We start from the raw sequence: 15,525 nt of genomic DNA, 5'->3' as shown, positions 1-15,525 counted from the left end.
AAGGGGAAATGTCCTGCTCCTATCATTTTATGGTAGAATAGAAAAATAAGAATGTTTGTTCGATTCTTGGAAAATATAGTAAAATATTCAAGGAGTGAGGGACGCGTGCAACAAGTAAAAGAGCTTTTAAAAACAGTAGGATTTGTCGTGATCTTCACTTTATTCCTCTTGTTATTAAGACAGTATGTCTTTACTCCTGTGATCGTAAAAGGAGATTCGATGGACCCCACATTACATGATGGTGAGCGGGTGATTGCTTTGAAAAATACCGAGATCGAACGTTTCGATATCATAACGTTTGAAGCACCGGATGAAACAGGCAAAAACTATATCAAACGCGTGATCGGTTTACCTGGCGATCAGGTTTCCTATCAAAACGATACCCTTTATATCAATGGACAAGCATATGATGAACCCTACTTGGATGAATTCAAAACAGCTGTCACAGATGGCTTTCCATTGACCAGTGATTTTGATATGGGGTTATTTGGTGTTGAAGTCATTCCTGAAGGTCAAATTTTAGTGTTAGGGGATAACCGCCGAATTTCCAAGGATAGTCGTCAATTAGGTTTGATCGATGAAGCAACGATTTTGGGTGATGTAAAATTTGTATTCTGGCCAATTGCCGATTTTGGTATGCTAGGCAAAGAGTGAAATTCTGCGACCGTTTTTTTGTTTTTAAGGAAATTCTTTTAAAAACAAAGACGCATTTGAAGAAGCGTGTCGCTGATTTTTAGTTTTTTTTTAAAAGACGATGGAGAGAAGGAGTCCTTTCATGAGTTTACGATTTATCCTTGGCGATGGCCGTTGTCGTCATGATCAAGCAGTGATAGAAAATGCAAAAAGTTGGTTAGAAAAAGACCATCAAGAAGTATTTTTTCTGGTACCTAACTACAACAAATTTGAACGAGAGCGCGAGATCCTTCAATTACTGAAAGAGGATCGCATAGAAGATTTTGCTTCTATTCGCGCGCAAGTGTATAGTTTTCACCGTTTGGCTTGGTTTTATTTGCAGCAAACCGGGTTGCTTTCTCAAAATGCCATCACTGAAAATGGTGCCTCCATGATCATGCGTAAGCTGCTTTTGGAACTAGAAGAAGAACTCGTCTTATACCGTGGTGAGATCAACAAAGCGGGTTTTATCCAGCAATTGTTGGCGTTCTATCAAGAAATGCATACAAGTCGATTGGGGATCGAAGATTTATTGGCAGGTGGTGCTGCACCAAGCGCAACCCAAGACGAGGAGAAAAAATACAGTGAATTAGCAAAAATATTTCAACGATTTGAACAAGAACTTCTGGAGCGTGCATTACAAGTCGAACAACCGGTCACCTTGTTGTCACGCTTTCTTGAAGGTTCCTTGCTGGATGATTCTCCAGTGGAGCAAGCAATGCCTAACGCGGTGTCAATGAACAAAGCACCAGATCTTTCCCATGCCTTATTTATTATCAGTGGGTTTTCCGCTTTTTCAACACAGGAACAGCAGCTGATTCAAGTGTTGATGAAAAAAAGTCATGTCATTATTGATCTTTTTCTGGATCGTGGGTATCCACAAGAGCTGCCTTCACCGTTAAATTTGTTTTATGAAGCAGGGCGAACCTATTATCAATTGATCAGTTTTGCCCGAGAAAATCAAGTGCCGATTTATTTGGATCAGAAACTTTCGGTCAACCAAGAGGTAGACAAGGAAGCGAAGGGATCGATGCAACAGGCGTATAATGAAATTGAAACATTTTGGCGGCAGACTCAGTCACAAGTCAACTATCAGCAACAGTCCTCTGTGAAGGACTTTCTGGCAGTTTGGAAAGTTGGGAATCCAGAAGAAGAGATCCGTCAGATTGCAGCGTCGATCCGTGGGATGATGAGCGATAAGAAACGGTACCCAGCATTACGATACCGAGAGATCCAATTATTGATCGCCGAACCAGAAATCTATCATCAATATATCCCTAAAATTTTTACTGAGTTTGAGATTCCTTTTTATATCGATGAAGAGCAGATGATGGCGCAACATCCATTGGTTGAGTTTTTGAATGCTTTTTTTGCTTGTCAATCCTATGGCTTTCGCTTAAATGATATTTTACGGTTGCTTAGAACGGAACTTTACTTACCGGCAGCCTATCGCTCCGAAGCAGATTGGCTCGTTGGGCGTGACCAGTTTCGTAAGTTGGTGGATATTACCGAGAACAAAGCGTTGGCTCATGATTTCCAAGGAGCAAGTTGGACGAGAAACGAAGATTGGGAACTGATCGAGTATTTACAATCGGAAGAAGAGCAGACGGATAAAGTGGATTTGACAGCGTATACCAACCAGTTGCGCAGGGCCTTTAAACAAGATGTTGCTGATACTCTTGACTGGCTGACGGCTGCTAGAACGAACCGCGATGCGGTCGAACTGCTGTATCGCTTTTTACTGAATGCCGGTGTTGAAGAACAACTGCGGCATTGGCGAGATCAAGCGATCCAGCAAGGGAAATTGGATCAAGCCCGTAATCATGAACAAGCATGGCAAGCCTTGATGGATTTGCTGGATGAATATGCTGCGATCTATGGGGAAGAGTCCTTTGATTTTGCGCTCTTTGAGGATGTCTTATTGACTGGCTTAGAAAATGTCACATTCGGGAAGATCCCAACAGCGATCGACCAAGTCAACATCAATCGCCTTGATCTGGCACGTCCAAAGCAAGCAAAGATCACATTTGCACCGGGATTGAATGAAACGGCGTTACCAAGAAAAATAGAGAACAAAACGTTGTTGACGAATGAAGAACGTCAGCATTTCAATCAGTTGTTCAATGGTGAAAAATACCTTAGAGATACAGTGGTGGAAGGCAGTGTCAAAGAGCCATTTGCCTTTTATTCTGTCTTGCTTTCAGCAACGGAACACTTATCACTGTCCTATGCCGTTAATTTTGATACCCAGCAAAACATCAAAATGTCGCCTTATTTAGATCGCGTGGTCAAACGTTTGGATGTCCCACTGCAAGAGCGAGGAATATTGACGCTAGTCAGCGATCCAAGAAACTATGTCGGCAGTTACCGTGGCCTGATCTATCAAATCAATAACCTCAGTCAGCAAGCGCAAAAAAACAAAGAGAATTTGCCTAGGGTTTGGGAGCAGCTGAAACAAGCACTGCTGCGTTCGGAATGGACAGATTTAGCTGCCCAAGTATTTGAAAGCCAAACGCATCAAAATATTCCGATTCCTTTGTCTCAAGCACAAGCTGCGGCACTATATGGACCATCGATCTACAGTTCCATTTCTCAGATGGAGACGTTCTATCAGTGTGAATACAAGTATTTCGTCAGCTACGGATTACGGTTAAAAGAACGGGAAGTTTATGGCTTAAATCCAGCAATGACCGGTGAGTTTTTCCATGATGCGTTGGACCGCTTTGTCAAAGTCCTGATTGCTGAAAATATTTCCTTGACCCAGTTAACTGCTGACCAACGCGTGCAATTTGTGGAAGTCGTTTTGCAGGAAATTTTTGGCGAAAGCCGTTATCGCTTACTGACGAGCTCTGCTCGGATGAATTTTATTCGGTATCAATTAGGCAAGACGATTCAGCGAGTAGCGTGGGCATTAGCGAAACAAGGACAAAAAATGCATTTTAGTCCTGAAAAGACGGAGGTGCTATTCGGTCAGATCGCTGGCTCAAATGGGATCAATGGGATCGAATTGCCATTAAGTTCTGGCGGGAAACTGCATGTGCGGGGGAAGATCGATCGTGTCGATACGGCGAAAACGGAAGAAGAACAATGGCTTTCTGTTGTTGACTATAAATCTAGCAGCCGAGATTTTGACCTTTCTGAAGCATACTACGGACTTGCGATGCAGTTGATCACCTATCTTGATGTCGCATTGACGGATGCTGTCCAACTGGTTGGTTCGCCAAATGTGCGACCAGCGGGGGCTTATTATCTGCATGTGCATAATCCGCTTTTGGACGGACAAGAAGCCAGTGAAGAAGAACGTTTAAAACGTTTCAAGTATGACGGGTTGTTTATTGACGAACCGGCTGTTTTCCCGTTGCTAGATGAGGATGTTGAAGCCAGCAAAAATTCACCGATATTTCCTGTTCGAAAAGACAAAAACGGCAATTATCAAAAAACAACGCAGGCGAAAAACAAGTTTTATACAGAAGAAGAGCTTGAACTGTTAAGAAAACACAATCGTAAAAACATGCAGCAAAGCGGTGAGAAGCTGTTGAGCGGTGAAATCGCCTTAAACCCGTCTTATAAAATAAAAGACAAAAAACGGGCGTGTGAATTTTGTCCGTTTCGCAGCATCTGTGACTTTGATGTATTGTTGAAAGAAAATGAGTACCACCGTTTAGAAAACTTATCTAAAGATGAGATTATCCATCGCTTAAGGGAGGAAGAAGATGAGTAAGATCCCTTTAAAACCGCAAAATGAAACCTTTACGGATACCCAATGGCAAGCCATTTTTGATAAAGGGGATAATATCCTCGTTTCCGCTTCAGCGGGTTCAGGCAAAACCACCGTTTTGGTTCGGCGAGTGATCGAAAAGCTAAAAGCAGGAACGACGATCGATTCTTTACTGATCGTAACCTTTACCGAAGCAGCTGCTCGAGAAATGAAAGAACGGATTCAAGTGGCATTGCAACAGGCCATCAATCAAGAAAGTGACGAGCAAAAGCGCCAGCACTTCGTTCGTCAGCTGCAGCTGTTGCCGACAGCTAACATTTCTACCTTGCATGCGTTTTGTTTAACTGTGATTCGGCGTTTTTATTATTTGATCGATTTAGATCCTAATTTCCGCATGATGACCGATGAAACCGAAATTTTATTGATGAAAGAAGAAATCTGGACACAGCTGAGAGATCAACAATATGAAGCCAATGATGAAGCCTTCTTTCGTTTGACGGAAAATTTTTCAAGTGATCGTTCTGATGAAGGCGTCGGGGATCTGATCCTGTCTCTTTATGACTTTGCCCGAGCCAATCCAGATCCAGTCAACTGGTTAGCCCATCTAAGTGATCACTATATCGGCAAAGAAACCTTTGCTGAAAATATCCTGTATCAATCGCAAATCAAACCGAGTTTGCAAGAAAATTTGAAGACAGCGGCGCATTTGCTGCAGGCGGCGCAAGACTATGCCCGTTCTGATGAAGCGATGGAAAAAGCGGCACAGTTGATCGATACCGAATTGGGCATGGTGGAAACCTTAAAGGCTCTGCTGGATGCAGACGATGTCGATGGCTTCTATGAGCAGATCCAAACATTGCGTTTTGGTCGTTACCCAGCTTTTCGCAAACCAGAACAAAAGGAATTGTCCCAAGAAATCAAGCCCTTACGCGATGATGCGAAAAAATTGGTCGAGCAATTGAAAGCCACCTTCCCGTATCCACCAGCTGAAATGATGGAGCTGCTTCATCGATCAGCACCTGTCGTTGAAAAAATGGCAGCGATGACCGAAGCATTTATGAAAGCATTTCAAGAAAGAAAGCTTTCAAAAGGCCGTTTAGACTTTAATGATTTGGAACATTTCACCTTGCAGATTTTACAAGGAGATGGCAGTGGAAGTGAGGCGTCGACCTATTATCGTGATCGCTTTGAAGAAGTTTTAGTCGATGAATACCAAGACGTCAATCGGCTGCAAGAGGCAATTTTATATTGGGTCAGACAAGTCGATCATAACCCTGGCAATATGTTTATGGTGGGGGATGTGAAGCAGTCGATCTATTCGTTTCGACTAGCAGATCCGACGCTATTTATCGAAAAATACTTGGCATTTGAAACAGAGAATGGTGGGCGAAGAATCGTCTTAGCAGAAAATTTTCGTTCTCGTTCCGATGTATTGGATTTTACGAATCTAGTTTTTCAACAACTGATGGATGAAAGGGTTGGACAAATCCCTTACGATGAGGCGGCAGCCTTGATTACCGGTTTTCCTGATTTTCCAGAAAGCGAGGCCTTTGCAACAGAGCTCTTGTTATATGAAAAAGAGCATGAATCCGAAGAACAATTGATCGATGACAAAACAGAAGGTGAAATGCAGATCACTGCCTTGAAGATTCGAGAGTTGATTGAATCAAACTTCATGATCTATGACAAAAAAGCCAAAACAAATCGACCAATCACTTACAATGACATCGTCTTATTGACCCCCACACGTAAAAACAATCTTGTCATTTTGGATGTCTTTAAGCAGTTTGGGATTCCGATGGCGGTCAATGATGCTCAAAACTATTTTCAGGCAACGGAGATCCAAACCGTCGTTTCTTTGCTGCAGATCATTGATAACCCGTACCAAGATATCCCACTTGTGGCCGTTTTGCGTTCGCCAATCGTCGGCCTAACAGAAGATCAATTGGCTGAGATCCGTTTGGCGAATCGTTCCAGCGACTACTACGATGCAGTATTGGATTACCATGGGCAACAAGAAGCGTCACCCTTGTGGCAAACAGTGGATGGGTTTTTAACAAAACTGGAACAATGGCGAGAGGAAGCACGACGATTACCAATCCCGACCTTACTTTGGCAAATCTATGAGGATACTGCCTATTTGGATTATGTCGTGGGACTGCCTGCAGGTCAGCAGCGCTATGCCAATTTAGCCGCATTGGTTCACAGAGCGGAGAAATATGAAAAGAGCAGTTTCCGTGGGTTGTACCAATTCATTCGCTTCATTGAAAAGATGCAAGAAAAAAACAAGGACTTGGCAGAGCCATTAGCTACACCAGTAGAAGATGCGGTTCGTGTGATGACCGTCCATGCAAGTAAAGGTTTGGAATTTCCTGTAGTCTTCTTATTGGATACAACAAAATTCTTTAATTACCAAGACTTTCAAAAACGCTATATCTTTGAAGAACAGCTGGGGGCTGGGATCCAATATGTGGAACCCGCAGAAAACCTTAAATTTGAAACACTGCCGTTTCAAGCCATCAAGCAAGTTCGTTTGAAAAAAGCCTTGTCAGAAGAGATGCGAAAATTATACGTAGCATTGACACGAGCAGAGCAGAAGCTTTTCTTAGTAGGCTCCTATAAAAATCAAGCGGATGCCTTCAAAACATGGCAATCTGGCTTGACACAATCCGAGATGGTTCTTGATCCAGCGTTGCGCCTTGTTGCTCGGGGGAGCTTGATGGATTGGGTCGGACGGACCCTGATGCGCCATCCAGATATGGAAGCAGTATTCTCCGAAGCGTCAGAACGCAAGCGGACGATCGATCATCCTGCTCATTTTCGTCTATCATGGTGGAATCAAGAAACGATCACGCAAGAAGTCCAAGAGACGCTTGCGCCAGTCGAGGAGCCTAAACGATTGATTGCGCCAGATAGCAATATCGATGATCTTTTGAAACGCCTAGCCTATCGCTATCCTTATCAAAAAGCGACCCAAACGACTAGTTATCAATCTGTTTCAGAATTGAAAAGACTCTATAACGATCCTGATGATCAACAGACCACTTTGTTGGAATGGCGGTCGGTTTCCGAGAAGACGAATCCTCAGCAATATCGCTACGTACAAGATGAATTGGCGAAACCCAAATTTCTGCAAGAAACGAAGCCTCTCGCCAGCAGTATCGGAACCGCAACACATACGGTTTTGCAAATGATCCCCTTAGGAATGAAGCCAACACAAGATACTTTGGCGCTCCTGATTGCTGAACTCGTGAAAAAGCAATTTTTTTCTGAAGAAATCGCCAAAAAAATTGACCGATCGAGTATTTTGTGGTTTTATCAAACTGAACTAGGTGAACTGCTGAACCAATTCTCTGATGTGGTGAAGCGGGAGCAGCCGTTTTCGATGCTAAAAGAGGCCGATACGATCTTTGAAGGGTTTGACGAACCAGATGCGCCGCTTTTGATCCATGGTATTATTGACGGCTATATTGAATTGGCGGATGAAATCATTTTGTATGACTTTAAAACAGATGATGTGTTCGGCAGTCAGGCTCAGATTGAACAGAAAATGCGCGAACGATATTATGGTCAATTAAAACTCTATTGCCAAGCATTGGAGAAAGCATTGAACAAACCAGTGAAACAGACCTATTTAGTGCTGTTAAAACCTAAGATGATCGTGGCATTCTAGCTGATCGATCCTAGTTTCTTACATTTCGTAAGTCATATGCTATAATAGGTAAAAGAGGTGATGGAGAATGATAAAAGTAGAATCGGATTATGCCCTTTGTCCTAAATTTGAAAAAGCTTTTTCTATTTTAGGCAAAAAGTGGAACGGCTTGATCATTGATGTCCTTCTTGAAGACGGCAAACAAAGATTTGTTGAGTTAGCAAACAAGATTCCTCAAGTGAGTGATCGGGTGTTAGTCGAACGCTTGAAAGAATTAGAGCGGGAAGAAATTGTCTGCAAAGAAAACAATCTTTACTGCTTGACGCCAAGAGGTATTGCTCTTGAAAAGAGTATGATGAGTGTGAAGCGTTGGGCAGAAACCTGGGTACGTGAGGAAGAATGCAGTTGATTTCTCAACGGAAATTAGGTAAACTAAGCTTAAATGAATAGTAAAAAAAAGCGTTGATAGAAACTAGTAATTTGGCTGGATCAGAAAAAGGGAGACTTGTCACAGACTGAAAGCAAGTCCTGTATTCGAAAAATGAATTTCACTTCTGGAGCTTGCTGAGAACAATCAGTCGGCAGTGTTGCTGTCGTTAGCCGAAGTGAGTGCGCGGAACTTTCCGCGAATGAGGATGGTAACACGAGACGTCGTTCCTTTTTTAAGGGATGACGTCTTTTTTTGTCTTTTTATCAAAAGATCGTCACTTTTTCCAGTCAAATCGTTTTTTACACTATTCACTGTATAGAAGGAGGAAACACATGTCTTTACAAGAAAAATTAGAAGCATTGAAGGAAACGACATTGCTTAAAATCAAAGAAAGTCCAACCATGAATGACTTGAATCAGATTCGAGTGGAAGTGCTTGGAAAAAAAGGTCCCATTACTGAAGTTCTACGGGGGATGAAAGATCTTTCTGCGGAAGAACGGCCGAAGGTGGGGAGCTATGCCAACGAGATTCGTGATATCTTGACAGAAGCGATCGAAGAAGCAAAATCGTCTATCGAAGCAGCAAACTTGGAAAAAGCCCTTGCTGAAGAATCCATCGACGTGACTTTGCCTGGTAAAAAGATGGACCGAGGAACACGCCATGTGCTAACGCAAATCATGGAAGAAATCGAAGATATCTTTGTTGGTATGGGCTACCAAGTAGTTGAAGGCTACGAAGTGGAAAAAGATCATTACAACTTCGAACGGATGAATCTGCCAAAAGATCATCCAGCCAGAGACATGCAGGATACTTTTTATATTTCAGAGGAAGTGCTGATTCGGACCCATACGTCACCAGTGCAAGCGCGAACAATGGAGACTCATGATTTTTCTAAAGGGCCGCTGCGGATGATCTCACCAGGGAAAGTTTTCCGTCGTGACACAGATGATGCGACCCATAGCCACCAATTCCATCAAATTGAAGGATTGGTGATCGATAAAAATATTACGATGGGTGACTTAAAAGGAACCTTAGAAGTCATGATGCAAAAAATGTTTGGTGAAGATCGCCAAATTCGCTTGCGACCAAGCTATTTCCCTTTCACAGAACCATCGGTCGAAGTTGATGTCAGCTGCTTCAAGTGCGGTGGTGCAGGTTGTAACGTTTGTAAACAAACTGGCTGGATCGAGATCCTCGGTGCTGGAATGGTGCATCCTAACGTCTTAGAAATGTCAGGGATCGATCCAACCCAATATTCAGGATTTGCTTTTGGTTTAGGTCCTGATCGAGTGGCAATGCTGCGCTACGGCGTAAACGACATTCGCCAATTCTATCAAAATGATGTGCGTTTCATTCGCCAGTTCAAGGGGGAACAATAAATGTTAGTATCGTACAAATGGTTAAATGAATACCTTGATCTGTCTGAGATCACACCAAAAGACCTGGCGGACAAAATGTCAGTGACCGGGATCGAAGTCGAAGGTATTGACGTGCCTGAAGAGGGTTTAAAAAAAATCGTTGTCGGAGAAGTGACCGACTGCCGACCACATCCAGATTCTGATCATCTATCGATTTGCCAAGTAAATATTGGTGAGGAAGAAGACACGCAAATCGTTTGTGGAGCACCAAATGTCAAAAGCGGCATCAAAGTCATCGTGGCATTACCAGGCTCTCGAATCGCGGGCAATGTAAAAATCAAAAAGGGCAAGATGCGGGGAGAAGTTTCGAACGGCATGATTTGTTCATTGCAAGAATTGGGATACGCCGATAGCGTGATTCCCAAAGAATATGCAGAAGGAATCTATTATTTACCAGCAGAAGCAGAAGTAGGAACACCGGTTTTTCCTTATCTCGATATGGATGATCACATTATCGAATTATCGATCACTCCGAACCGCGCGGATGCGTTGAGCATGCGGGGAGTTGCTTATGAAGTCGGTGCGATCTATCGGCAAACACCGAAGTTTCCTGAAATTGCGCTTAATGAAAGTGAAGTAGCTGCTGCCGATAAAATTCAGGTGAAGGTCACGGAAGCAACCGATGCACCCGCCTACCAAATTCGAATCATTGATGGTGTAACGATCGCCCCAAGTCCACAATGGCTGCAAAATCGCTTGATGAATGAAGGCATTCGTCCAATCAACAATGTTGTGGACGTGACAAATTATATCTTGTTATTATTTGGCCAACCATTGCATGCTTTTGATTATCAAAAGCTAGACAGCAAGGAAATACTGGTACGTCGCGGCAAAGAAAATGAAAGCCTGGTTACCTTAGATGGAGAAACACGTCAGCTTTCATCAGAAGACATCGTTATCACCAACGGAACGACACCCGTTGCGCTCGCAGGCGTCATGGGAGGGCTTGATTATGAAATCACGGAAACAACGACCACAGTCGCTTTAGAAGCGGCGCTGTTCGATCCATTAGCGATTCGTTTAACCTCAAAGAAATTCAATTTAAGAAGTGAGTCCTCTGCTCGTTTTGAAAAAGGGATCAACCAAGCAACGGTTGCAAAAGCTTGTGATGCAGCAGCAGCACTAATTGCAGAACTTGCTGGCGGAACGGTCTTAAAAGGGGCAGTAATAGGTTCCCAAGTAGCAGTAGAACCTGTGGAGGTTACAATCACTTTAGCTCGAATCAATAGCTATTTAGGCACAGAAATCACTGATGAAGAAGTGCAAGAAATCTTTGATGCATTAGGCTTTGGTCATCGTCAAGAAGCAGACAGCTATATTGTTTCTGTCCCACCTCGTCGTTGGGATATTACGATCGAAGCAGATATCATTGAAGAAGTGGCGCGTATTTACGGTTATGATCGTTTGCCATCGACTTTACCGCAAGGAGAAACGGTTGCCGGTCATCTAACCAAAGCGCAACGTCTGACTAGAGAAGTTCGGACGCTTTTAGAAGGCAACGGGGTCAGTGAAGCCATTAGCTATGCTTTGACCACTGAAGAGAAGGCACAACAATTTACGGATAAATCGAGCCAAGTGACTCGATTGGATTGGCCAATGACCGAAGAGCGTGCCGTCTTGCGCTTGAATCTGATTTCAGGCTTGTTAGACGACATTGCGTACAATTTGGCACGTAAAAACAATCGTGTTGCTTTGTATGAAATTGGTCGCGTCTTCTATCAAACAGGCGACAGTAAGCACGAGCTGCCAACAGAAGTCAATCACTTAGGGCTAGCTTTGACAGGAAATATCCATGAGAAAGACTGGCAAACCCAAGCTCAAAAAGTTGATTTCTTCCATTTGAAAGGCATTTTAGAAAATCTATTTGATTCGTTGGCATTAACCGACCGTATTCGTTATCAAAAAACGGCAGCTATCAAAGAGATGCATCCTGGCCGTACGGCAATGATCCTGCTAGATAACCAAGAAATCGGCTTCTTGGGACAAGTCCACCCATCGATCGCCAAAGATTATGAAGTGAGTGAAACCTATGTTGCTGAATTGAACTTAGATCAACTGTTAGCAGCGAAAACAGAACAATTGGTCTATCAACCAGTTTCTAAGTTCCCATCAGTAACGCGGGATATGGCACTCTTGCTTGATGAAACGATCGATAACCAGTCCGTGATGGAGATCATTCGCGAAAGTGCAGGTCGCTTCTTAAGTGCGATTCGTTTATTCGATGTTTATCAAGGGAAAAACATCGAAGCAGGCAAAAAATCATTAGGGTACAGCCTGACCTTTAGCAATCCAGAAGCTACCCTGACGGATGAAGAGATCAATCAAGCAATAGCGAAAATTACTCGTAACTTAGAAGAAAAAGTTCAAGCAGAAATCCGCTAATCAAATAAGTAGAAAAACGTTCTCCACCATACAAAGAAGTTGGGTGGGGAACGTTTTCTACTATTATAATAGATGCTCAGATGACACAAGAATGTGAGGAGTTGAGTGAAAGCCGTAAAAGATTTCTCTATAGAAGGCAATCCAGCTTTTTTGGTACAACTTTTTTTAAACACTGGCAAGGTTGAAAAAAAGGATTTTCTAATCCGCATTTTATGAGGTTATTTTTTAGGACAGCTCTCTTGGTTTTTGTGCAAGAAACAGCATCAAATCAAATTACACAAAGTGTCAGTCTGGGGAGGAAGGGTTCTCGTGAAATCTAACACAGAGTTGACACATAGGTTTTGTATGAAAGAATTCATTCCGATTTGTAAACAAAAAAACAAGCCGTAAAGGCTTGTTTTTTAGGCGAAGTAATTGATGCCCATTGCATTTTTGACTTCAGCTAACGTTTGGGCGGCAACTTGTTCTGCTTTTTCACTACCAATTTTTAATAAGTTCATCACTTCACCGGGATCTTTTGCAAAAGCTTCACGGCGTTCACGAATCGGTGCAAATTCGGCTTCCAGAACATCGATCAAATAGCGTTTGATTTTGACATCGCCTAGTCCACCACGGGTGTAATGTTCTTTTAATTCAGCAATTTTTTCTTTTTCAGTGCCAAATACATCAAGATACGTAAAGACCATATTGCCTTCGACTTGTCCAGGGTCGTTAACATGAATGTGATTTGGGTCCGTGTACATGCTCATCACTTTCTTTTGTAATACATCGGCTGGATCAGCTAAGTAAATACCATTGTTCAGTGATTTGCTCATTTTCCCGTTCCCATCGATCCCCGCTAAACGTCCCATGCCTTTTGGCGGTAAAACCGCTTTTGGTTCGACTAATACTTCACTATACGTAGAATTAAAACTATGCACGATTTCTTGCGTTTGTTCCAGCATTGGTTTTTGATCTTCTCCAACGGGGACTAAATTTGCTTTAAAAGCGGTGATATCCGCTGCTTGAGAGACAGGATAGATGAAGAAACCTGAAGGGACGCCTTCACCAAATTTTTTTTGTTCAATTTCGGCTTTAACGGTTGGATTGCGTCGTACTCGAGCAACACTGACTAGATTGAGATAATACATCGTCAATTCAGAGAGCTGAGGGATTTGCGATTGAATAAACATCGTTGTTTTTGCTGGATCCAATCCAACGGCTAAATAATCCAAAGCAACTTCTAGAATATTCGCTGAGACCTTCTCAGGTGTTTTCGCATTATCTGTTAGTGCCTGCATGTCAGCGACCATGATATAAAGCTGATTTTCAGGGTCAGCTTGCATTTCGACCCGTTTTTTTAAAGACCCCACATAATGGCCAAGATGCAATTTGCCAGTTGGGCGGTCGCCAGTTAAAATCGTATTCACTTTTTTTCCACCTTTTTCCTTTGTTATATGGTTTATCTTACCTTTTTTTAGCAAAAGAAACAACCGGTTCTCCTCGTGATCTGATGGGGTGAGAAAAATTTTCATGGACAAAAACCTCACATCAAAGTAAAATAGCACTTGTCTTTTCAGAAATAAGGGGGGAACATTGGAAAAGCACCTTTACAAATGAAAAAAGATTGAGCTATAATATGAATCAAATCTTTCCAATTACTCATTTAATTTTAAAAAAAGCTAGGAGTGTGAATCAATGGCAATGATCGAATTTAAGAACGTAGAGAAATATTACGGAAAGTTCCATGCATTAAAAAACATCAACCTTGAATTTGAAAAAGGTGAGGTCGTTGTTGTTATCGGACCTTCAGGATCTGGTAAAAGTACAATGCTCCGTACGATTAATGGTCTAGAAACCATTTCAGGTGGTCAATTATTGGTCAATGGCAAGAACTTGTTTGACAAAGATGTCAAAATGACAGAAATTAGAAAAAACATCGGCATGGTGTTTCAACATTTCAATTTGTATCCAAATAAAACCGTGTTAGAAAACATTACGTTGGCACCGATCAAAGTATTAAAACAAAATGAGCAAGAAGCCATCAATTTGGCGGAAAAGCTTCTTGATCGGGTAGGGATGTTAGATAAAAAAGATTCCTATCCTTCCATGTTATCTGGCGGACAACAGCAGCGGGTCGCAATTGCCAGAGGGCTTGCGATGAAACCAGAAATGCTGCTTTTTGATGAGCCAACGTCAGCATTGGATCCAGAAATGATTGGTGATGTCTTGGATGTCATGAAAAAAATTGCCAGTGAAGGCATGTCCATGATCGTTGTTACCCATGAAATGAGCTTTGCCCGTGAAGTAGCAGATCGAATCGTCTTTATGGCGGAAGGACAAGTCCTAGAGGATCGGCGCGATGTCGATGGATTCTTTGATGCACCAAGAGACGAACGTGCAAAACAATTCTTGAGCAAAGTCAGCAATCATTAAGCAATAGGAGGAACCCTTATGAGAAAGAAAATATTTTCTTTTCTAGTCTTAGCCTTTGCCCTTGTGACTTTCTCAGGTTGTAAAGGACAAAGTGCCGCAGAGATCGATATTTTAGAAAACAGCAAAGAGACGAATCAGATCGTTTGGGGCGTAAAAAACGATACCCGTCTTTTTGGATTAATGGATATCGCGACCAGAGAAGTACGGGGATTCGATATTGATATCGCTCGTGCAATCACTGAGAAAATTTTAGGTCGTGATGGCAATGCCATCTTTGTTGAAGTTACCTCAAAAACTCGGATTCCTCTTTTGAAAAACGGCAACATCGATGCAATCATCGCCACGATGACTATCACGGAAGAACGTAAAAAACAGGTCGATTTTTCCGATGTCTACTTTGATGCAGGCCAATCGTTATTAGTTGCCAAAGACAGTCCTATTCAAGGGATCGAAGATTTGACCGCAGATACCACTGTATTGGTCGTGAAAGGCTCTACTTCCGCTGTCAACATTCGTGAAGCAGCGCCAGAAGCGCAAATTTTGGAACTTGAGAATTATGCGGAAGCCTTTACCGCTTTACAATCTGGTCAAGGGGATGCTATGACCACGGATAATGCGATCTTATTAGGGATGGCGAGTGAAAATCCCAATTACCATTTAGTTGGCGAAACTTTTACAGAAGAACCTTATGGTATTGCTATCAATAAAGGACAAAAGCCGTTTCTTGATGCAGTGAATCAAGCGTTGCGGGAAATGCGTGAAGATGGAACCTATGATGAGATTTACAACAAGTGGTTCCCTGAAGACGAATCAGGAAAAGTAGAGTAGGAGGAAACTG

At 42.5% G+C, this 15,525-nt stretch carries 9 protein-coding genes; 8 read left to right on the top strand and 1 reads right to left on the bottom strand.

The genetic code is table 11. The features are described from left to right. The first annotated feature begins 105 nt into the window (after positions 1-105). The 6 genes from lepB (at position 106) to pheT (ending at position 12,272) form a co-directional block, all read left to right on the top strand. The gene (lepB, locus tag QN079_RS08570; RefSeq protein WP_289229517.1) at positions 106-654 is read left to right on the top strand and encodes a signal peptidase I; all 549 of its coding nucleotides are present in this window, start codon (positions 106-108) and stop codon (positions 652-654) included. A 121-nt stretch (positions 655-775) separates the two neighbouring features. Then, entirely contained in the window at positions 776-4,393 is a 3,618-nt protein-coding gene (locus QN079_RS08565; RefSeq protein WP_289229516.1) for a PD-(D/E)XK nuclease family protein, read from the top strand. Beyond that, entirely contained in the window at positions 4,386-8,063 is a 3,678-nt protein-coding gene (gene addA, locus QN079_RS08560; RefSeq protein ID WP_289229515.1) for a helicase-exonuclease AddAB subunit AddA, read from the top strand. The genes QN079_RS08565 and addA overlap by 8 nt, the downstream gene beginning before the upstream one ends. Before the next feature lie 67 nt (positions 8,064-8,130). Further along, positions 8,131-8,451: a winged helix-turn-helix transcriptional regulator gene (locus tag QN079_RS08555; protein ID WP_005226192.1), complete on the top strand. Its 321-nt coding sequence runs from the start codon at positions 8,131-8,133 to the stop codon at positions 8,449-8,451. Positions 8,452-8,804: 353 nt separating this feature from the next. After that, positions 8,805-9,851 (top strand): phenylalanine--tRNA ligase subunit alpha, encoded by a 1,047-nt coding sequence (gene pheS, locus QN079_RS08550; RefSeq protein ID WP_005226191.1) that lies wholly within the window; start codon positions 8,805-8,807, stop codon positions 9,849-9,851. Continuing rightward, the gene (pheT, locus tag QN079_RS08545; RefSeq protein WP_289229514.1) at positions 9,852-12,272 is read left to right on the top strand and encodes a phenylalanine--tRNA ligase subunit beta; all 2,421 of its coding nucleotides are present in this window, start codon (positions 9,852-9,854) and stop codon (positions 12,270-12,272) included. It abuts the gene before it with no gap. A 401-nt stretch (positions 12,273-12,673) separates the two neighbouring features. Here the strand turns inward: pheT and trpS are convergent, their stop codons facing one another. Beyond that, the gene (gene trpS, locus QN079_RS08540; protein WP_005226189.1) at positions 12,674-13,681 is read right to left on the bottom strand and encodes a tryptophan--tRNA ligase; all 1,008 of its coding nucleotides are present in this window, start codon (positions 13,679-13,681) and stop codon (positions 12,674-12,676) included. Between the two features lie 268 nt (positions 13,682-13,949). On the opposite strand from trpS, the gene QN079_RS08535 reads away from it, so the two are divergent. Together QN079_RS08535 and QN079_RS08530 are read left to right on the top strand one after the other, a co-directional pair. Then, complete coding sequence (locus tag QN079_RS08535; protein ID WP_005226188.1) at positions 13,950-14,687, top strand: amino acid ABC transporter ATP-binding protein; 738 nt, start codon at positions 13,950-13,952, stop codon at positions 14,685-14,687. 18 nt (positions 14,688-14,705) lie between these two features. After that, entirely contained in the window at positions 14,706-15,515 is an 810-nt protein-coding gene (locus QN079_RS08530) for a transporter substrate-binding domain-containing protein (protein ID WP_005226187.1), read from the top strand. The last annotated feature ends 10 nt before the right edge of the window (positions 15,516-15,525 follow it).

The sequence above is a fragment of the Enterococcus sp. FZMF genome, from assembly GCF_030263915.1.
GTDB classification, from domain to species: Bacteria; Bacillota; Bacilli; order Lactobacillales; family Enterococcaceae; genus Enterococcus_D; species Enterococcus_D casseliflavus.
The sequence above is the reverse complement of the archived record's forward strand: the minus strand, read 5'-3'. Positions and strand labels throughout refer to the sequence as shown.

What these genes read in the sequence shown, in the direction of transcription:
- pheT (WP_289229514.1), top strand. Translation starts at nt 9,852, where the DNA reads ATGTTAGTATCGTACAAATGGTTAAATGAATACCTTGATCTGTCTGAG.
- QN079_RS08565 (WP_289229516.1), top strand. Translation starts at nt 776, where the DNA reads ATGAGTTTACGATTTATCCTTGGCGATGGCCGTTGTCGTCATGATCAA.
- QN079_RS08555 (WP_005226192.1), top strand. Translation starts at nt 8,131, where the DNA reads ATGATAAAAGTAGAATCGGATTATGCCCTTTGTCCTAAATTTGAAAAA.
- QN079_RS08535 (WP_005226188.1), top strand. Translation starts at nt 13,950, where the DNA reads ATGGCAATGATCGAATTTAAGAACGTAGAGAAATATTACGGAAAGTTC.
- QN079_RS08530 (WP_005226187.1), top strand. Translation starts at nt 14,706, where the DNA reads ATGAGAAAGAAAATATTTTCTTTTCTAGTCTTAGCCTTTGCCCTTGTG.
- pheS (WP_005226191.1), top strand. Translation starts at nt 8,805, where the DNA reads ATGTCTTTACAAGAAAAATTAGAAGCATTGAAGGAAACGACATTGCTT.
- addA (WP_289229515.1), top strand. Translation starts at nt 4,386, where the DNA reads ATGAGTAAGATCCCTTTAAAACCGCAAAATGAAACCTTTACGGATACC.